Consider the following 21086-nt stretch of genomic DNA (forward strand, 5'->3'; position numbering starts at 1 on the left):
CTTACACGGTCTCACCTAAGGAATGGACAAGGCCTTGTTTGAACTGCCCCCATTCCAACACACGTGCAACGTGTTGAGACGGCTGCATGTATAAAATTCCTTCCCCATTACGTGACTTATCCGCAGGGAATAGCATTAATTGATTTAATTGGGTGGCCAAAGTATAACTGTCTATTCCTAAAGCATACAATCGGTTATAACTGTTAAATTGTTCAGGCCAATTGCGTGTACCTGCCTGATGCGCAAACACCCAAGGAATGTCACAAAAAATAATCCCATCCAAATCTTTATCTTTCAGTGGATTAGCACTCCCGCTATAAACACTTGCCGTAGCATACACAGGAACGTCTCCTGCATAATAATAATTCAGTAAAGGCATAATTTGACGCGCTTTTGAGGGATAGGCCAACAGAAATACCATATCAAAATCTTGCCTGCGACTAATAATTGGCTGAATCCTTTGTCCTAATAATTCCCTTAATTTTTGTTCACGTTGCTGACTATCACTGATTTGTAAAAAATCTTTCATTTTTTTATTCAAATCATCGCTAGCACCATAGCGTAACGTACCAACAATTCGACCACCACCTTTTTGCCATTGTTGCTCAAACGCTTTGGTGATCTCTTTTCCCCAATCATTTCCTGGGGCAATAATTAACGCCCGATTATATCCTTTATTTTTTGCTCTAATGGCTACCTGGGTTGCTTCATTTGCGGGTGAAAGCCCAAATGAATAGGAATTTTCCTGAATATTAGTATCCGCATCATTTAATAAGAGGGTAGGAACAGGGTGTGGTAAGGCCGCAACGGTAGCTACTTGAGATTTTGTTAAAGGCCCTACAATGTAATCGGCACCCTCATCAATTGCATTTTGATACAAAGAGGCAATATCACCTTTATTGGTATCATAAGATTTCACTTGCATGGAGGATTCACTGTTATTATTTTTATATGCAGCCATAAACCCATCACGTACAGCGGTTCCTGGTCCTTGCAATGCACCACTCATAGGTAACAAAAGTGCTACTTTTTTGGGTTGAGGACGCATTTTATTTGCCATCGAGTCCAGAGGATTAGGTAAAATAGTACCTGCTGGGTGATTATTGTACTGAGATTGCCATTGATTTAAAGCAACCAGCAGAGACTTTGGATTATCACGATACTTGCGTGAAATCAAAGCAAGTTGAATCCAACCTTGAAACACAGGTTGGGTTGATGCTTGAGTAGCCAAATTGCTTAATTCGGTTTGTGGCATCCGGGTCAGGGTTAACCAAAGGGTGCGACGATTATTATCCAGGCTTTCTTGATCTGCCAACAAAGTTTCAAGTTTTATCCGCTCATTAATTGCCTCTAATTGTTTTCCTTCTCTGGAGTAGGCTTGAGCCAAGAGTTCATGAAGCTGAATTTTTTGATATGCAGAAAATGAATTCATTTCGCTAATATTGGCTAATTTATTTAAAGCCGTTTTAGGTCGATCACGGATTAGGTCAATTTGGGCCAATAAAAGATTTTTTTCATCTCGAAGTTCCGGTGTTAACTCAGAAGTCTGTGCTAAAATAGCAGCACCTTGCCGCCATTGGCCCTCTGAGATCAAACGCCCTGCAGCCAAGAGTAACGATTCTTGCTTTTCAATTCCTTCTTGATTTTTAGCCTGAGTCAGATAATTTGCAGTAGGTTTAGAATAAGGATTCGCTATTTTTTTCTCTACCTTTGGTGCAGGCACTGGCGCTGCCATTTCGGGAGGATTCACGGCGGTAGTACACTGACAAAGAAAAAAAGTAGATGTCAGTAAAAAAAAAGCGCGAATTTTTATTAACATGTTTTTCAAGAATTGAATGAGCAATAATGCAAGAGGATAAACTATGACTAACTCACTAGCAACAGGGACAGGAACGCTTTATATCGTTGCAACTCCCATAGGAAATCGTGAGGACATTACCTTTAGAGCCATAGAGGTACTTAAGTCTGTTGATTTTATTTTAGCTGAAGATACCCGTCATTCCATACAATTACTTAGCTCTTTAGGAATAAAAAATAATCTGGAATCACTCCATGCGCATAATGAAAATGATAAAAGCAAACACATTATTGAACAACTTTTATCAGGAAAGTCCATAGCCTTAATCAGTGATGCGGGGACTCCATTAATTAGCGACCCCGGTTATCTATTAGTAAAATTAGCTCGTCAACATCAAGTTCCGGTTATTCCTATCCCAGGAGCGTGCGCCTTAGTCACTGCTCTTTGTGCGGCGGGCATTCCTACAGATTCTTTTTTGTTTCTAGGTTTTCTTCCCGCGAAACAGCAAGCAAGGAAGAGCAAATTAGAATCCTTAAGATCAGAGCCTCATACTTTAATTTTTTATGAGTCAACCCATCGCATATTAAACTGTATTGAAGATATAGGTACCATTTTTGGGATTGAGTGCGAGTTAGTTTTAGCCAAGGAACTTACGAAAACATTTGAGCGTTTTATTTCAGGAACTACCGAGGAGGTTAAGAATTGGCTTTTATCCGCTTCAGCCCACGTTAAAGGTGAGTTTGTCTTACTTATCCCTCCTCGTCCTATTACTCCACTGGAAAACGACAATGAAAAACTGCTGCAGGTATTACTAAGTGAATTACCTCTAAAACAAGCAGTAAGCCTTGCGTGTAAAATAACTGATGGCAATAAAAATGAGTTGTATGAACAAGCTTTGACAATAAAAAACAAAGAATAAGGAAGCGCTTTTTTGGCGTCGCTTCCTTTCAAACATCACTACATACAGTAACAGCTCTCTTCTGAATCATCGACGGTAAGCAAAGGAAGTTTGTCGTATTCTTGTTCCCATACCGAATTGGGTTTCTCTAAGGCATCTGGATCTTCTTTTTTACTGCAGTGTTGATTATACGCATGAGACAACTCGCACCCTAAGTATAAAACAGTGAAAGCCAGTCCTACAGGCCAACAAGTTGCCCAGGCGGTAATTAGAAAAATAGGCACAACCGTATTTTTTATCAATGTGAAATAAAAGTCCATACGTGCCGCTTCAAATTCTCTTTCTGCTAAAGCACGTTCAGTTCCTACCGCATGGTCCAGTCTCAAGCTCTTTTCCTGATATTTATTAAAAGCGCCACTGGATCGATACATAGCTACCGCGATAGTGCATATGAAGAAACAGACAACAGGTGCTGCAGGTCCAGACAAGGCCAATGATGCTGTAAAGCCAATCATCAATAATGCAGCAGCTGAAGCATTAAAATAAAAAGTGCGCTCCTTTATTTGCCATTTGATCTCTTCCTCTATAATTTGCTTTTTGAGAACATTAACTCGGGCTTGCTGCTGAATGGTTAATTGGGATTCGCTCTTTACTCCGCAAATAGTCCTAATTTCCGTTTCATATTGTGATGTTTTAAGTACATATTCTTGTCTTGCCAAATAACATTTATACAACGTCATACAGACATCAAAGCCTAAAAAGATACCTGTAATAATACCTGCTGTAGGATCGGGTATGTGGGTGATGTGGTTGAGATTGGTCATAAAGTTAACTACGGACCAAACCAAATCATTTGCATTACTTCCGTGCCGTTTAAAAATCTCATATTTAAAACGGGCCCAAATTTCTTCAGGAGTATTCTTACCTTCTCCCTTTGCGGGGAAAAAGGTATGTTTAATCAACGTTGCGGTATCGATTAAAAGGGTTCCTATAAACAAACCAACACTAAAATAACTTAGTATCCCATTCGCGGCGTTAAGTGTTCCAATGACTTGATCTACATTTGTGTTTGGACCCAATATTGAATAATCGAGGTTATCAAGCCAATGGAGCTCTTTTGCAAGTGAAAAACCAGATACTAGGGTAAGGCGGGTAAACACCCATTGCAAACGGCACAAATTAATAAATGCCAAATACTCACGCATTCTAGAGCTGTGAGCTGGAGCACTCAATAAATTATAAAGACTATTTTTAAAACCGTTTATTAATGATTCCAAAAATGTTTCTTCTTCTTCAGCAGAATCTTTAATTCCCAATAAATAATTTCTTATTTGTTCTTTAAATTTCTTATATTCTTCTTCTTTATTTTGTTGTGAATAGGCTTTATGGAATTGTTCTAACAGAGTAGCGCAATAGTAACAATATAACCAAAAAACTTTATTTTTTTCATCACTCTCATTTCTTTGCTTCTGCAATACTGCAAATAAATCCAGAAATTCAGCTTCAATGATTTTTTGATTTTCCAAAATAAATTTATAGTTTAGCTCAGCTGCGCGGTTTTGGGTTTCTTCAATGGCAGCTTCAATATTTATACTAAGAGGGGTTTTAAAGAATTTAGCTTTGTCATTGCGCCATCTCTTATGCAATTTTGGGTCTGCCATAATAATCCCCCTAACTTTACAAAAAATTTACAGAGTGTTTTTTTTAGTACATTATCATCTGCTTGAGATTTTGACAAGATTTTTTTGTTTGTTTTTTTAACATAATGTTTCAAAACAGTAAAGAAAGAATTTTCGATGCAAAGAAAAACTTAAAGGATTTATTTACCAATGCAAAAACTAGAAAAGATTCGCCCTAATAAATCATCGGAACTGAACTGACCTGTTATTTCGCACAGGCTTTGATGGGCAAGACGCAAATCTTCGGCCAATAACTCTCCAGCGCGATGATCGGTCAATTGTTGCTGTCCAATAGAAAGTAAATTCTTGGCCTCATCCAATGCCTGCAAATGTCGTCTTCTGGCAAGAAAGTGACCTTCATTAGGTTGGTAACCTACAACCTGTTTTATTACTTGTTTTAAGCCATCAATTCCTTCACCTGATTTTGCGGAAAGGTAAATATCATGATGGTTAATTTGAGCACTGTGGCCTAAGGTATCAATTTTATTGAATACCGTAATAATTGGCACTTCCGCAGGTAAGGCAGCCTTAATTTCCTTAGTTAGATATTGATGGTGTTCCAGGTCATTTACATCTACAACATGTAAAACACAATCTGCTTTTTTTAATTCTTGCCAGGCTCGTTTGATCCCTTCTTTCTCGACAATATCATTAGAATCTCGTAAGCCGGCGGTATCAATAATGTGTAAAGGGATGTCATCCAATAAAATATGCTCACGCATAATGTCACGTGTAGTGCCTGCAATTTCGGTCACTATGGCCACATCACGTCCCGCTAAACAATTAATTAAGGTGGATTTACCCGCATTGGGTCTTCCGGCAATCACCACAGATAACCCTTCTCGCAACATCACTCCCTGATTGGCCTGGGAACGTATGAGATCTAATTCAGTTAAGATATCGTGGAGCAAATTAGCGACCTTACCATCATTAAGAAAATCAATTTCTTCTTCTGGAAAATCTATTGCAGCCTCCACATACAAACGTAAGTAAATGAGCTTCTCATTTAATTTATTGATTTTATTTGAAAACTCCCCCTGTAGAGACTTTAATGCCATTCGCGCTGCAGTCTGTGAGCTGGCTTGAATTAAATCTGCGATTGCCTCTGCTTGGGTTAAATCAATTTTGTCATTTAAAAATGCACGTTCAGAAAACTCTCCGGGCCGAGCCAGTCGAGCTCCTAGATGGATACATGTTTTGGTCAGCATATCAAGAACTACAGGAGATCCGTGTGCTTGAATCTCAACCACATCCTCACCCGTAAATGAGTGAGGAGCTTTAAAATAAAGCATAATTCCTTGATCTATTAACTCATTAAGTTGTTGCGCTGCCTCATTCTCAGCAAATGAATAAAACGAACAAAAAGTTGCTTTGCGGGGTAGTAATGATTTGTTGCCATTAAGGGAAACGGCAATGGAGTATGAATTTGGACCGGATAAGCGGATGATTCCTACCCCACCTCGACCTGGTGGGGTAGCTACAGCTACGATAGTTTCTCTAGACATTTATTTAGCTGGGACCAGTTTTTTTGCTGGCTTTTCATCGGAATATTTACGTGTAATGTACCATTGTTGCAATATAGACAAGGTATTATTCACAATCCAATACAGAACCAAACCTGCTGGAAAATTCCAAAATAAACCAGTAAACAACACCGGCAAAAACATCATAATTTTTGCTTGCATAGGATCGGGTGGTGCTGGATTCAATTTTTGTTGAATCAGCATGGTAGCTCCCATGATTAACGGCAATACATGATAAGGATCAGGTGAAGCCAAATCTTTAATCCACAAGATAAATGGAGCTTGTCTAAGCTCAACACTTTCTAAAAGAACCCAATACAGTGCAATAAATACAGGAATTTGAATAACTATTGGCAAACAACCACCCAAAGGATTTACCTTTTCTTGTCGATACAATTCCATGGTTGCTTGGCTGATTTTCGCTTTATCATCACCATAACGTTCGCGTAAGGCTTGCAGTTTGGGTTGTAATTTACGCATACCTGCCATTGATTTATAGCTGGCAGCCGATAAACGGTAAAAAGCAAGTTTAATCAACACGGTTACCAAGACAATTGACCAACCCCAGTTGCCAATGAAATTATATATTGCTTTCATCACCGAAAATAATAACGAAGATAAAAACCATAAAATTCCATAATCAACGGTTAGGTCGAGTGATGGGGCAATCCCTTTTAACACGCTTGTGATTTCTGGTCCTATATACAATCTGGAGCCAATTGTGGCTTGCTCTTCGGGTTTAAGAGTAATCGGTTTGCTTACAGCGCCAATAGTGTAATCATTATTCACCGCGCGTGTATAAAACTTGTTCTCCGCATTAGACGCAGGAACCCACGCACTTAAAAAGTAATGTTGTTGCATAGCAACCCAACCACCTTTACTATCCACATCAAGATTTGCTTTGTTCATATCGCTAAAGCTTACTTTTTGATAGCGGTGTTTTCCTGGTTCTGAATAAGAAGCCCCAGTATATGAACCCACATGAAATACACTTGACTTATCTTCTTTAGGTGAGCTTCTTAACAGCTGGGTATTCAAGTATCCAGTCCATACCTCGTTGCCCCGATTAACAATTTTATAATTTACCTCAATAAGATAGCTGCCTTTAGTAAAAATAAATTCTTTTTTTACCTCGAGTCCTTCGCTATTTTTTCCATTAAGCGTCACCGTTAATTGCTGCTGATCAGGTGACATTTCGTAATGTTGTTGCGGTGATGTAAAGTTAAAATCTTGCGCTTGGACGTTTTGTCCTGAAGCTACAAAAAGATTGCTGTTTGCAACATAACGCTCATTGCCTTGATTTTGTAAGAGAAGAAATGGTTTATTTTTATCATCCACGCTTTGGGGATAATCAAGGAGTTGTCCTGAGACAACATCACCGTGTTCGGGATCAATAGCCACATCTAAAACATCAGTTTTAACCTGGATAAGCGGGGTATTACTACTTTTAGGTTGTTCCGCAATTGGATTGATAGGGTTAGATGTAGACGTATCGGATGGGGTGACTTGCGGTAGCAAAGGTTGCCCACTTTTTTGTTGCGTACTCACATTTTCTGTTGGTAGAGACTGAGGTGGATAGTCTATTTGCCAGGCATTCCAAAGTGATAAACTAACTAGCGCAAGCGCCATATATAAAACAATACGTCGTATATCCATCAATGATTCTCGTTGTTGGGGAGTACAGGATCATAGCCGCCACGTGACCAAGGGTGACAACGCAATACTCTTTTTAAAGCCATCCATAAACCTTTGGTTATGCCACAGTGTTGGATAGCGCTTTCAGCATATTGTGAACAACTTGGGTAGTATCGGCAACTAGGCTTTAACAAGGGGCTAATCAAATATTTATATAATTTGATTGGGAAACAAACTATTTTTCGTAACATGAGATTAATTTTTTCCATGTTTTGCTCATTCTAGCATTTATGATTGCATTTGTTTGTTTTGCTACGCCTTGTCTTGCTAAAAAAACCACATCGAATGCAGGCAATTCTTTTTGTCGAAAGCTTTCTCTTAACAGCCGTTTAACACGATTTCGATCATGAGCTTTTGCTATCACTTTCTTTGATAACGCCAGCCCAAGTCGAGCATAACCTAAATTATTCTCTCTAAAGAGAACGATAAATTCGGATGTTACAATTTTTTCTGCTTGCTCAAACACATGATTATAATCATATTTTGTTAATAATCGTTGTGTTTTTTTAAAAGCAAACACTTAGGCAGTCAAACGTTTACGGCCTTTAGCACGACGACGCTTAATTACTAATCTTCCTGCACGAGTAGCCATACGCTCACGAAAACCATGGTCACGTTTACGTTTTAAATTACTAGGTTGAAAGGTACGTTTCATGATGAACCTGTTAATAAAATTATGAGGCTGGCAATAATAGAGAACTTTTTTTCTACTGTCAATTTGGATAATTGATTATTTTTTGTATCTTTCCTTTTTTTCACTTTTGTCTGTTAATAACTACATTATTTTATTTTTTTAAAATATTTTATTGTTATTATGTTTCTATCTCTTGTTAGTAACTTTGTAATTGTCATTTAAAACAATAAGTTAAGTTGCAACAAACTCTGTTTGTAAGCTCTTTTTAAGCCTGTGATCTATTTGTATGTATTTTTAAATTCGGATTTATTCAATACTTTATTAGCATCTTATACCCGTCATTCGATCCCATCTATTCATAGCTAACTTGATTCAATCTGCTTTATATTTAATCTTATTTTTAACATCACCTTGGCAAATCTCATTAAAATTAAAAATGGTACATCCCTCACATAGTTCTTTGTAACCTTTGAATTTGAATTGCCTGCGCCCCTTTTTTCCTCTTACTTCTGAAATACGTGCACTTTTTTTGTGGATAACTTTTCTTTATCCCCAAGGCTGAGTATAATTTGCTTGCAGCGGCATCTTAGTAAACCGAAGAAATTCTATTTCTCGATTTTATACGTAATAATTTCATACTTAATTATCTTGCTGTCCAGGTACTTTCAGTGGCATATTTAAATGCTGTGGATAATTAGTTTTATATTCTTTTTACCACCCTTATTTAATGAGGAGTTATGTTGTGTCAGCATCTGTTTGGCAAAAATGTTTAGGTCTCTTGCAAGATGAGTATTCTGCTCAACAATTTAATACCTGGTTGCGTCCTTTACAGGCTCACACAGATGAGCAACGTTTCGTTTTATTTGCACCTAATCGATTTGTTGTAGATTGGGTAAAAAAGCATTTTTTTGCACGAATTGAAGAGCTAATAAAACAATTTTGTGGTGATGAGATTAAATCGATTTCTATTGAAATTGGCACCAAAACTTCGAGTACTGAGTCAGATTCAGGATCCTCTAGTTCTGTTGGATCTTTTTCATCCGATGCCAATGTATCTACTTCAGTCAGTTCCCCCTCACTTAAGACGGTACCTAAGAAAGCTGTCGATTATAAGAGTAGTCATTTAAACAAAAAATTTGTCTTTGAAAGTTTTGTTGAGGGTAATTCCAACCAACTTGCTCGTGCAGCATCAATGCAGGTCGCTGAACGACCCGGCGATGCCTATAATCCACTATTTATTTATGGCGGTGTGGGTTTAGGGAAAACCCATCTGATGCATGCTATTGGTAATGCCATATTAAAAAATAATCCGGATGCAAAAATCCTTTATTTACATTCTGAACGTTTTGTTGCGGATATGGTTAAGGCTATCCAGACCAATTCTATCAATGAATTTAAACGTTTTTATCGCTCTCTTAATGCTTTACTTATTGATGATATACAGTTTTTTGCCGGTAAAGATCGATCTCAAGAAGAATTTTTTCATACCTTCAATGCGTTATTGGAAGGACAACAACAAATTATTTTAACCAGTGACCGATATCCTAAAGAAATTGAAGGAATGGAAGAACGTTTGAAGTCACGTTTTGGCTGGGGGTTAACGGTTGCGGTTGAGCCACCTGAGCTCGAAACACGTGTTGCTATTTTAATTAGCAAAGCGGAACAGTCGAACATCGAATTACCCTATGAAGTTGCTTTTTTTATTGCAAAGCGTATTCGTTCCAATGTTAGGGAGCTCGAGGGAGCATTACGTAGAGTTATTGCCAATGCTCACTTTACTGGGAAGCCTATTACTATTGAGTTTGTTCATGAAGCGTTGCGTGATCTTTTGGCTCTACAGGATAAGCTCGTTACCATCGAAAATATCCAAAAAACGGTCGCTGAGTATTATAAGGTCAAAGTGGCTGATATTTTATCAAAACGCCGCAGTCGTTCCATTGCTCGCCCTAGACAAATGGCGATGGCTTTAAGTAAAGAATTAACCAATCATAGCCTGCCTGAAATTGGCGATCATTTTGGTGGCCGTGATCATACAACAGTTATCCATGCGTGCAGGAAAGTTAAGGAATTGGTTCAGGATGACAGTGATTTTGCAGAAGATTATAAAAATTTAATGCGTATTTTGTCTTCTTAGTCAATTAGGAAAACTGCTCAAACATCACGGTGTTTTGCGAAAATCTAGTAGAACGCTTGATTAAAAAATTCATCCAGGTCTTTTAAAATACCTGGTTCCGCTTCTCCTGAGAATCTTTATTCAGATTTTTATTAGGAGCGATGAAGCAATTATTTTATTATTATTAAGTGTTAAATGGAGTTCTATCTTGTTTGAATTCGCTATTAAAAAAGAGGATTTACTTTCTCCGTTACTTACCGTTGCTGGCGCTGTTGATAAAAAGCAGTCTTTAGCTATTTTATCGAATTTTTATCTTAAATTATCCGAAGATACGTTACATATAACTGCTACGGATCTTGAAATTGAAATTGCTGCCCAAGTACCTTGTGAATCGGGTCAACAGGTAGGGACTATCACGGTACCTGCGAAAAAATTTATCGACATCATTCGCTCTTTAGATGATGAGCCCAGCCCTAAGGTAATTGTTGATAATGCTCTTTTAACCATCAAACAAGGTCGGAGTTCATTTAAATTAACTACGTTACCGGCTGATGGTTATCCTTTAAGCGAAGATGAATGTAACGAGGTTGAATTAACTATTCCCCGTTTGGTTTTATTAAAGTTATTGCAATCCACGCATTTTGCTATGGCCCAACAAGATGTTCGTGTCTTTCTTAATGGCTTATTTCTTGATTTTGAACCGAATCTAATTTCTGCTGTTGCTACAGATGGGCATCGGATGGCGATTTGTCGTCATCAATGTTCTAATACCAATGAAAAGAAACTTTTATTACCTAAAAAGGGAATCCAGGAGTTGCTCCGTCTTCTCAATAGTATTGACGATGATGAGATATTACTGGCTGCCGGAAAATCACATTTTAAATTAGTATCACGTCAATTTATATTCTTATCTAAACTGATTGAAGCGCGTTTCCCTCCGTATACAAAAGCGATTCCTAAAAATCAGGATAAGCAGATTATTATCGACTGTTCTATTTTTAAACGTTCTTTGTCACGTATTGTTATTTTGGCTCATGAAAAATCAAAAGCAGTTATGCTTCATTTGCAACCTGGCATGTTAACTTTAATTGCTAATAATAATGAACAAGAGGAAGCGGTTGAATCTTTAATCGCGGAAACACAGGGTGATGAATTAAAAATTGGTTTGAATGCTACTTATTTGCTCGATGTGCTCTCACATTTTGGGGATGGACAAATCCGTCTGTCTTTATCAAATACTGACAGCAGCATTTTAATTGAGTCATTAGATGATGATGATTACCAATATATTATAATGCCCATGAAAATATGATCCTTTCTGAATTAAAAATTCACCATTTACGAAATCTTTTATCAATAAATCTGGGCTTAAGTCCCAGATTTAATTTTATATATGGGCCAAATGGAAGTGGAAAATCTTCTATCCTGGAAGGACTTTACCTCCTAAGCTGTGGCCATTCATTTCGCTCACGGGAAATCTCACCCATTATTTCATATGAACAATCCTCTTTAACTGTTTTCGCTCGAGGACAAGAGCAACAAACTATTAGTATTCAAAAATCCTATTCTGAACCCACTCAAATTAAGTTAAATAACCAATTTTGCTCTACTACCAGCCAATTGGCCTACGCTTTACCTTGTCAGATTTTTTATTCTGATCTTTTTCAAATTATCGATGCTGGTCCTTCAATACGACGAAGTTTGTTGGATTGGGGTTTGTTTCACGTGAAACATAACTATCTATCTTTATGGAAAGAATACAAAAGAGTATTAAAGCAACGCAATGCCCTGTTGAAACAACATGCCCCTGTAGCGCATTTTATCCCCTGGGATAAACAACTTAGTCAAATAGCCACACAATTACATGCTCTACGTGAGGAGTATTTTACGCAATGGAAACAGGAGTTTGTCACGGTGCTAAATAGGCTATGTCAATTTGACTGCACGATAAGCTACTATAAAGGTTGGGACAAGAAAAACTCTGGCAAAGAATTGGAACAAATATTATTAGAGAGTTTTGCTGCTGATAAGCTAAAGACCTACACCCAATTTGGTGCACATCAAGCGGATATATTTATTGAAGTTAATCAAAATAAGGCTAAGCAAGTTTTATCTCGCGGACAACAAAAAATTATTCTTATTGCTTTACGATTAGCGCAAGCCAATCTTTTGCACCAAAATTGCTTGTATTTAATTGATGACCTCCCCGCTGAATTGGATGAAACCCATCAAAAGAAACTTATGGAATATCTAGCTCAACGCGCGGGTCAATATGTAATAACTTCTACTATATTTCCAGCAGAACTTATTTCTGAAGTTTCGGATCAAGAACATTTAACCTATCAAATCAATGAAGGCGTATTAAAAAATCCAAAATAAATGTTTCACGTGAAACAAAGCAAAAGTCTTAATGCATTAGTGAAATAATCTAATCAAAAATCGAATTTTATCGATTATTGCCTACTAATTCACCTCATCTAGATTATATGTAAAGTTCCTGAATGACATATAAACGAAGCGTAAAATATGCTATGATAAGGGATTCAGAACACCACCAAATAGGGTAAGAGGACCACCTAATGAGCGTTGATGCCAGTTACGATTCAAATAATATTAAAGTCCTAAAGGGTTTAGATGCAGTTCGAAAACGCCCCGGGATGTATATCGGTGACACGGATGATGGTACCGGTCTGCACCACATGGTTTTTGAAGTTGTTGATAATTCAATAGATGAAGCACTGGCAGGATACTGCAAGGAAATCTTCGTTACGATTCATTCGGATGAATCAATTAGTGTCAAAGATGATGGGCGAGGAATCCCCGTTGACATTCATAAAGAAGAAGGCCGCTCTGCTGCGGAAGTCATCATGACTGTACTTCACGCCGGAGGGAAGTTTGATGATAACTCCTATAAAGTATCAGGGGGGTTGCATGGTGTTGGGGTTTCAGTAGTTAATGCCTTATCGGAAGAGTTGCATTTGACAGTGCGTCGTCATGGTAAAATTCATGAACAACATTACCGCCATGGGGTTCCAGAAGCGGCAATGGCAGAAACAGGTGATGCAACCAGTACCGGAACGCAAATTTGGTTTAAACCAAGCGCAGAAACGTTCTCCAATATTGAATTCCACTATGATATTTTAGCCAAACGATTAAGAGAATTATCCTATTTAAACTCCGGTGTGTGCATTCATTTGTTTGATGAACGATCTCAACGACAAGATACCTTCCATTATGAAGGGGGAATAAAGGCATTCGTAGAGCATCTAAATAAAAATAAAAATGTCATTATACCCACCGTGTTTTCCATGTGCGCTGAAAAAGATAATATTGTCGTTGAACTCTCTATGCAGTGGAATGACTCATATCAAGAAACTCTTTATTGTTTTACAAACAATATTCCCCAGCGTGATGGTGGAACTCATATGGCTGGATTCAGGGCTGCATTAACAAGAACCCTAAACAATTATATTGAAACTGAGGGATATGCCAAAAAAGCTAAGGTTTCCCCAACAGGAGATGATGCTCGTGAAGGATTAACTGCAGTACTTTCGGTTAAAGTACCTGATCCTAAATTTTCTTCACAAACAAAAGATAAATTAGTCTCTTCCGAAGTAAAATCTGTGGTTGAGTCCAGTGTCGCTGAGAAGTTCAATGATTTTCTCTTGGAAAATCCCGCATGTGCAAAAGCAATTGTCGCAAAAATAATAGATGCGGCGCGAGCAAGAGAGGCCGCGCGACGTGCTCGGGAAATGACACGCCGTAAAGGTGCGTTGGATATTGCCGGATTGCCTGGAAAACTCGCGGATTGCCAAGAAAAAGATCCAGCATTATCCGAGCTTTATCTAGTAGAGGGAGACTCTGCAGGGGGTTCTGCAAAACAAGGACGAGATAGAAAGTTCCAAGCGATTTTACCGCTCAAAGGTAAAATCTTGAATGTTGAAAAAGCCCGCTTTGATAAAATGCTAGCATCACAAGAGGTTGCTACGCTTATCACTGCCTTAGGGTGTGGTATTGGACCCGATGAATATGATCCCGACAAAGTTCGTTACCATCGTATTATTATCATGACCGACGCCGATGTTGACGGTTCACACATCAGAACCTTATTACTTACCTTTTTCTATAGGCAAACACCGGAATTACTTGAGCGTGGTTACATCTACATTGCTCAACCACCGCTTTATAAAGTTAAGCGTGGAAAACAAGAACAATATGTTAAAGATGATGAAGCTTTGTATGAATATTTAACACAAAGCGCTTTAGATGGAGCAGCATTCTATCCAGGAAAAGACGCTCCGGCAATTGCAGCTATGGCATTGGAAGATTTGGTGCAACAATATCGCCGGACTGAAAAAATTATCAAGCGCTATAAAAGAAGATATCCTACCGATATCTTGAAACGAGTAGCGTATTTGCCCATGCTGCATAGCGAAGATTTCACTCAACAAGAAAAAATAGCCAACTGGTGCAAACAATTGCATTTAAGTTTGCAACAACTTGGAAGTAAAACAGAGCAGTACCAAGTTGAGGTACACCCTATAGCGGATACGAGCCAATTTATACCTCGCATTATTGTTACTCAGCATGGAATGGATAATTATATTCCGATGAATGTCGAGTTTTTCTACTCTAAAGACTATAAAGAATTAGTTAATTTAGGCTCTAAATTGGCAAGTTTGGTAGAGGAAGGAGCGTATGTTAAACGAGGTGAGAAAGAACTGCTCGTAGAAAACTTTGAACACGCCTTAAATTGGCTTATGGAAGAAGCCAAAAAGGGTCAGGCTATTCAACGTTATAAAGGTCTTGGAGAGATGAACCCCAGTCAACTTTGGGAGACTACTATGGATCCTTCCGTACGTAGGATGCTGCAAGTCAGTATTGAAGATGCCGTGGCTGCAGATGCTATTTTCACGACATTAATGGGAGACAATGTTGAGCCAAGACGCGAGTTTATAGAAAATAATGCTTTAGAAGCTGAAAATATAGACGTATAAAATGTCAATGTGCTTATTCTATAGACTGAATGATTACCATTCCCCGGATTAAGGTACAAGCCTTAACCCGGGAAATGAAAACTCAGAGCCGGCTTCGTTCTATCCAAAGGCACCTAAAGTAACGCCAGTAAATCATCATTAGACCGCATCGCCACTAGTATTAACAGCCTACGAAAAACATTCTGGACAAATGATATCTCCTATGACAGGATAACTGCGCATTAATCGCCCGATGTGTAGAGGATACATTGCAAGCGCTCCCAAGTGTATCCTGCCATTAAGTCAATTATTCCCAGTGTTCCTAATGCAAAGTAAGAACATTGCTAGGCTCGCAAGCAATGAAGGATTTAATTATGTTGATATAAGGAGATATTATGAAATTGAAGTTAAACGGTTTGCCGTTTAAATTATTAGTTACATCCACTGTACTCGGTGTATTGAGCCTTCCAGCCTATGCGTTACCCAACGCGACAGGGGTAGTCCATAATCCTATTCATTATAAACCTAATACCCCTCATTTTGTACCCAGTGGATTAACACCGAGTCAGGTACGTGTTGCTTATGGATTTAATTCTGTGAGCTCACAAGGTAAGGGGCAAATTATTGCAATTGTAGATGCTTATGACGATCCAAAAATTGAAGCAGATTTAGGAGTTTTTTCAAAACATTTTGGTTTACCTGCCTGTACAACAGCAAATGGGTGTTTTAAGAAGATCTATGCAGAGGGTAAAAAACCAAAAACAGATGCTGGATGGGCTGGAGAAATTGCTTTAGATGTGGAGTGGGCACATGCTGTGGCACCTGCAGCTAAAATCATTTTAGTGGAGGCAACAGATGATACCATCGGTAATTTATTTAAAGCCGTGCAAGTTGCGGTTAAAAATGGAGCAACTGTGGTATCGATGAGTTGGGGCGGAGATGAATTTCGCGAAGAAACTACCTATGATCCCATATTTAATAATCCCAAGGTGACCTTTGTCGCTTCTTCAGGAGATAGTGGAAAAGGAACCCTTTATCCCGCATCCTCACCTTATGTTCTGGCAGTTGGCGGAACTACATTACTTGTGGATAACTACGGAAACTATCAAGGAGAAGAGGCATGGTCAGGAAGTGGTGGAGGAGTGAGTATTGTAGAACCCTGGCCTGCACATCAAAAAAAATTGCCAATTCCAAAATCCCCTAATAAACGTGGGGTTCCTGATGTAGCTTATAATGCGGATCCAGAAACAGGCTTTTCGGTGTATAACTCGGTTCCAAGTAGCGATGGGGTAGGTTGGGCCGTTGTCGGTGGCACAAGTGCTGGCGCCCCTCAATGGGCAGGTATCGTAGCGATTACTAACTCATTCTATTCTAAAGTATACGGCACCCATTTTATTAGCGTGCTTTATGCTGCAGCAAATCCTGGTAAATATCATTATAACTTTAATGATATTACCACTGGAAGTAATGGAAAATGTGGTTATTATTGTACCGCCCAAAAAGGGTATGACTATGTGACAGGATTAGGAACTCCAGAGTTGGAAAACCTAATTCATGACTTGGTAAATTATAAATAACAAAAACATTTTCTAATTATGTGGAAGCTGGTTCTTCTGACGTTAATTAGCATCACTTGGGTGAGTTTACGGACTAAGGAGAAAAGGTCTCAGGACACAATATAAGTTATGAAGAGATAGAAAATGTGAGCTGACGGTATGATAAAAACAGTCTCTCTTCGAATCATTAATAGATAGAAGAGAGACTTTTTTTCTTACGGAGAAATAAGATATATTAAGCATTAGAGTGTGCTGCGTCCTTGCAGCTGAGTACATCCCATGTACTGGTCCCTGTAGTTTGACTTCCTGTCAGACAATTCCGTGTCGTCCTTTATAGTTACAGTATAGTCTTTTGGTTGTTGTTGTCATTGCGTGGATAGAGCAACAGAACGTAAGAGATATCTCAAAGAGGAGCACGTGTTCTCTTGGGTTCCTGTTGGGTAATGCAATGTATTCCCCCACCACCGGCAAATACATCCAGTGCATCAATTTGGGTAATATGATAACCGGGATACAATCGTGTAAATAATTGATAAGCTGCCTTATCTTGTGACTCATGACCAAAAGCTGGCATGACAATCCCTTTGTTCGCTAAATAAAAATTGATATAGGATAAAGTTAATCGCTCGCCATCCAGATAAGTTGCTGGGGGTTGCTCTACAGTATAAACTTCTAACTTTCGGCCCTTTGCATCAGTTGTGGATTTAAGAATTTCAAGATTTTCGTGTAAAGCAGCATAGTTTGGATCTTCTTTGTCATTAGTAATAAGGCATAAAACTTTTCCCGGAGCAATGAAACAGGCAATTTCATCAACATGTCCATCGGTTTCATCACCTAATAACCCTTTGTTTAACCAAACAATTTTTTGATAACCCAGAAAATCATACAGGTAATTTTCAATCTCTTTTTGGTTAAGCTGGGGATTGCGATTTTCATTCAGCAGGCATTCACGAGTGGTTAAAATCGTTCCTTCGCCATCGACATGGAATGAACCACCTTCCATAACCAGGGGTGCTGAAAAGGATAAAGCATGCGTTTGTTTTAGGATTGCAGCGGCAATTTGATTATCCAGAGCGCAATCTTCATAGTTACCCCCCCAAGCATTGTGTATCCAATTAACCCCCGCTAATTGTTGTTTTTCGTTTAACAAAAAAGTAGGTCCGGTATCCCTTGTCCATGAATCATTGATGGGAAGGGTAAATAATGTGATTCCATCCCCACATAAGCTTTGGGCTGACTCTTCATCTCCAGGGTTAACTAACATAGTCACTGGTTCATATTGAGCAATAGCTTGAGCAACACGAGCATAAGCGGTTCGTGCTTTTTGTAGACCTATCTTAGACCAAGTTTCAAGATGACAAGGCCAGGCCATCCAGCAGCGTTCATGTGGATGCCACTCAGCGGGCATAAAAAATCCACTTTGTTTTGGTGTCATCTTATCTTCTCCGAATGTTTTCATCTAAATAAGTTAATTGAGAAAAAATGCTTCTTAATTCATTTAAATATAATAGCGTTGTTTCTTTAGGTAATTCGGCTTGGATTAACTGTTTCTCATAGGATTGGACCAATTTTTTCGTATCAAAATGAGCCAGATTTAAAACATTGGTTACAGTATCCCCACTAACCAAATCATTTAACTCAAACTGTCCATCATCAAAAAGTTTGACATCCAGTGAGTTAGTATCACCGAATAGATTATGTAAATTACCTAATATTTCCTGGTAAGCTCCCACTAAGAAAAATCCTAGAGAGTAGGGATTGTTACTGTCATAAGGAGGCAACATTAGTGTTGAGTTCACACAAGAGCTGCCAAGATATTCTTTAATAGTGCCATCTGAATCACAGGTTAAATCTTGTAACACACTATGCATGACTGGTGTTTTAGTAAGTTGTGAAATAGGAGCAATTGGAAAAATTTGTCCTATAGCCCAGGCATCTGGAATCGATTGGAAAAACGAAATATTGCAAAAAACCTTAACGGCCATGTCTTCATTGATTTTCGCCAATAAAGCTTCTTCAGTTGGATTTTCCACATTGAGGCGTGTTTTAAGTTCCAAGCATATATTGGTATAAAATGCCTCTACTTTAGCCTTTTCCTGTAAGCTGATAACCCCATGCTTAAACAAAGAATGGGCTTCATTCAATGAGTGCTCGGCATAGTTATAGATTTCAATAGGTGAGCTCGCGGTTATGGAATGATAGGTATCATAAATATCCCGAATCACATGAGAATCATCATTGGTAATTTCGGGTAGCGAGGGAGACTTATTAATTATTTCTATATCACTAATATCAGAAATTAAAACGGCGTGATGGGCTGTTAATGCTCTTCCAGATTCTGAAATAATATTAGGTTCAGGAACATTTGCTTCCTGACATAAATATTGAAGGGCGAGGAGAATATGAGTGGCATATTCCCGCAAGCTGTAGTTCATGGAGCAACCCTGATTTGAATGCGTTCCTTCATAATCCACGCTAAGTCCACCACCCACATCAATAGTATCTATTGGAGCATCCAGCTGTCGTAACTCGACATAGTAGCGGGACACTTCTTGCATGCAGTGACGAATATCATGAATATTGGCAATCTGTGAACCTAAATGACAATGCATCAGTTGCAAACAATCGAGCATGTCGTTGGCTTTTAATTGATTCACTAATTCGAGTACTTGTTTTGCGGTAAGGCCAAATTTGGATTTGACACCGCCCGTGTGTTCCCATTTTCCTGCACTTTTAGTAATTAAGCGGATGCGAACGCCAAGAGAAGGTTTTATTTTCAAGCGGGCGGATTCTTTTAAAATAATATCCAACTCAGAAATCTTTTCAATAACAATAAAAACCTTATGACCCATTTGTTGGGCTATTAACGCGGTACGAATATAATAACTGTCTTTATAACCGTTACAGACTATAGTACTGTTTTGCTGATTGCCCAGCATGCCAATAACCGCCATGAGCTCAGGTTTTGAGCCTGCTTCCAGTCCTATTGAATGATTCGGTGCCTTCAATAATTCGCGAACAACACTTTGCTCTTGGTTTACTTTAATGGGATAAACCAGTTTATAGTGACCCGTATATTCATTTTCTTCTATGGCTTGCGAAAAGGCTTCATAAATACGGTGCACTCGGTCATGTAAGATATCAGAGCAACGAATTAGAAGCGGTAAATGCAATCCTGTTCTACTCGCCGCATTAACAATAGCTTGTAATTCGACACCAGGCTTTCCGGGTGCCTTACTCATTTCAATATTCCCTTTGGCATTAATACTGAAGTATCCCTCACCCCAGTTATTGATGTTATATAAATTTTCTTCAGATGGTGCACTGATGTTCATAATATAGATATTCCAAAGGGATTAACGTGATTTTACCAGCTCATGGTAGGTGGAAGGTTCTCGTTGTTGTGCAAAAGGAAATAGCCTTCCCCACAATGCACGTTGACTAAAGTCTAATTCTGCAACGAGTACTGCTGGTTTGTCGCGAGGGGCTTGCGCCAAGATTTCACCCATAGGGGTGCTAATAAAACTGCTACCATAAAATTCCAATCCATCTTCACAACCAATTCTATTGGCCGCAATGATAAATGTATTACTCATGATCCCTTGCGCAACCATAACTTTTTGCCACATGGGTTGCGTATCAACCTCAGGAGCCGTAGGCTCACCACCTATAGCGGTTGGGTAAACTAAGATTTCGGTGCCTTTTAAACCATAAATCCGAGACAACTCGGGAAACCATTGATCATAACAGGTGGGTAATCCCCAGCTATGCCCTGCGATCTGATGAACAGGGTAATTGGAATCCCCGGGTTTAAAATAGAAGTTTTCATGGTATTTTTCACCGCTGGGGATATGTTGCTTCCGGGTTATTGCACAAAGCTCTCCCTTATTATTGTATGCCACAGCAGTGTTATAACCTGCTTTTTCAAAGAGAGAAGCGGTTATGTAAAGATTATAAGTCTTTGCCATTTTACTGACGAATTGGGCGGTAGGACCTGTATGGATATCTTCCATGAAAGGGGCAGGATCTACATCTGAGCGCGTACAAAAATAAGGACTTAGAGTAAGTTCTTGCAAACAAACGACAACAGCTCCTTGTTGTGCTGCATCATGGATCCCAGATGCCAGTTTGTCTTGATGTTCTTTAGGGTTTTCGTGCCATTTTTCTTGTACTAATGCGACAGTCAGTTTTTCTTGCGTCATTAACTTACCTCT

At 38.7% G+C, this 21086-nt stretch carries 16 protein-coding genes; 6 read left to right on the plus strand and 10 right to left on the minus strand.

Annotated features, from left to right (window positions below; genetic code table 11):
- Position 1: 1 nt before the first annotated feature.
- Complete coding sequence (locus tag ACWTE2_RS24645) at positions 2 to 1819, minus strand: penicillin-binding protein activator (RefSeq protein ID WP_454784830.1); 1818 nt, start codon at positions 1817 to 1819, stop codon at positions 2 to 4.
- A gap of 43 nt (positions 1820 to 1862) precedes the next feature.
- Between ACWTE2_RS24645 and rsmI the strand changes: the two genes are divergently transcribed.
- The gene (rsmI, locus tag ACWTE2_RS24650) at positions 1863 to 2717 is read left to right on the plus strand and encodes a 16S rRNA (cytidine(1402)-2'-O)-methyltransferase (protein ID WP_454784831.1); all 855 of its coding nucleotides are present in this window, start codon (positions 1863 to 1865) and stop codon (positions 2715 to 2717) included.
- Positions 2718 to 2755: 38 nt separating this feature from the next.
- Here rsmI and ACWTE2_RS24655 read toward each other — a convergent pair whose 3' ends face one another.
- From ACWTE2_RS24655 to rpmH, 6 genes are all read right to left on the minus strand, one after another.
- Positions 2756 to 4357 carry a hypothetical protein gene (locus ACWTE2_RS24655; protein ID WP_454784832.1) on the minus strand — a complete coding sequence of 534 codons (1602 nt, stop codon included), beginning with the start codon at positions 4355 to 4357 and terminating at the stop codon, positions 2756 to 2758.
- Between the two features lie 158 nt (positions 4358 to 4515).
- Positions 4516 to 5880, minus strand: coding sequence for a tRNA uridine-5-carboxymethylaminomethyl(34) synthesis GTPase MnmE (gene mnmE / locus ACWTE2_RS24660; RefSeq protein ID WP_454784833.1), 1365 nt, complete (start codon positions 5878 to 5880; stop codon positions 4516 to 4518).
- The gene (gene yidC, locus ACWTE2_RS24665) at positions 5881 to 7554 is read right to left on the minus strand and encodes a membrane protein insertase YidC (RefSeq protein ID WP_454784834.1); all 1674 of its coding nucleotides are present in this window, start codon (positions 7552 to 7554) and stop codon (positions 5881 to 5883) included.
- Positions 7554 to 7802: a membrane protein insertion efficiency factor YidD gene (gene yidD / locus ACWTE2_RS24670; protein WP_182392122.1), complete on the minus strand. Its 249-nt coding sequence runs from the start codon at positions 7800 to 7802 to the stop codon at positions 7554 to 7556. The genes yidC and yidD overlap by 1 nt, the downstream gene beginning before the upstream one ends.
- Entirely contained in the window at positions 7769 to 8113 is a 345-nt protein-coding gene (rnpA, locus tag ACWTE2_RS24675; RefSeq protein ID WP_454784835.1) for a ribonuclease P protein component, read from the minus strand. The genes yidD and rnpA overlap by 34 nt, the downstream gene beginning before the upstream one ends.
- Positions 8114 to 8248, minus strand: coding sequence for a 50S ribosomal protein L34 (gene rpmH / locus ACWTE2_RS24680; RefSeq protein WP_019232681.1), 135 nt, complete (start codon positions 8246 to 8248; stop codon positions 8114 to 8116).
- A 721-nt stretch (positions 8249 to 8969) separates the two neighbouring features.
- On the opposite strand from rpmH, the gene dnaA reads away from it, so the two are divergent.
- From dnaA to ACWTE2_RS24705, 5 genes are all read left to right on the plus strand, one after another.
- Complete coding sequence (gene dnaA, locus ACWTE2_RS24685; protein WP_182392124.1) at positions 8970 to 10361, plus strand: chromosomal replication initiator protein DnaA; 1392 nt, start codon at positions 8970 to 8972, stop codon at positions 10359 to 10361.
- A gap of 187 nt (positions 10362 to 10548) precedes the next feature.
- A complete protein-coding gene (gene dnaN, locus ACWTE2_RS24690) occupies positions 10549 to 11652 on the plus strand; it encodes a DNA polymerase III subunit beta (protein WP_454784836.1) in 1104 nt (367 codons plus the stop codon).
- Entirely contained in the window at positions 11649 to 12719 is a 1071-nt protein-coding gene (gene recF / locus ACWTE2_RS24695) for a DNA replication/repair protein RecF (protein ID WP_454784837.1), read from the plus strand. The genes dnaN and recF overlap by 4 nt, the downstream gene beginning before the upstream one ends.
- A 200-nt stretch (positions 12720 to 12919) precedes the next feature.
- On the plus strand, positions 12920 to 15337 hold the full coding sequence (gene gyrB, locus ACWTE2_RS24700) for a DNA topoisomerase (ATP-hydrolyzing) subunit B (RefSeq protein ID WP_182392127.1): 2418 nt from the start codon (positions 12920 to 12922) through the stop codon (positions 15335 to 15337).
- Between the two features lie 374 nt (positions 15338 to 15711).
- A complete protein-coding gene (locus ACWTE2_RS24705; RefSeq protein WP_454784838.1) occupies positions 15712 to 16893 on the plus strand; it encodes a S53 family peptidase in 1182 nt (393 codons plus the stop codon).
- A 382-nt stretch (positions 16894 to 17275) separates the two neighbouring features.
- On the opposite strand, the gene ACWTE2_RS24710 is transcribed toward ACWTE2_RS24705, so the two are convergent.
- The 3 genes from ACWTE2_RS24710 to ACWTE2_RS24720 are packed head-to-tail and all read right to left on the minus strand — an operon-like array spanning position 17276 to position 21074.
- Entirely contained in the window at positions 17276 to 18307 is a 1032-nt protein-coding gene (locus ACWTE2_RS24710; protein ID WP_454784839.1) for an agmatine deiminase family protein, read from the minus strand.
- Between the two features lies 1 nt (position 18308).
- Positions 18309 to 20207, minus strand: a complete 1899-nt coding sequence (speA, locus tag ACWTE2_RS24715) for a biosynthetic arginine decarboxylase (protein ID WP_454784840.1) — start codon at positions 20205 to 20207, stop codon at positions 18309 to 18311.
- Positions 20208 to 20228: 21 nt separating this feature from the next.
- Positions 20229 to 21074 carry a carbon-nitrogen hydrolase gene (locus tag ACWTE2_RS24720; protein ID WP_182392131.1) on the minus strand — a complete coding sequence of 282 codons (846 nt, stop codon included), beginning with the start codon at positions 21072 to 21074 and terminating at the stop codon, positions 20229 to 20231.
- Positions 21075 to 21086 lie beyond the last annotated feature (12 nt).

Source organism: Legionella nigrisilvae (genome assembly GCF_977063395.2).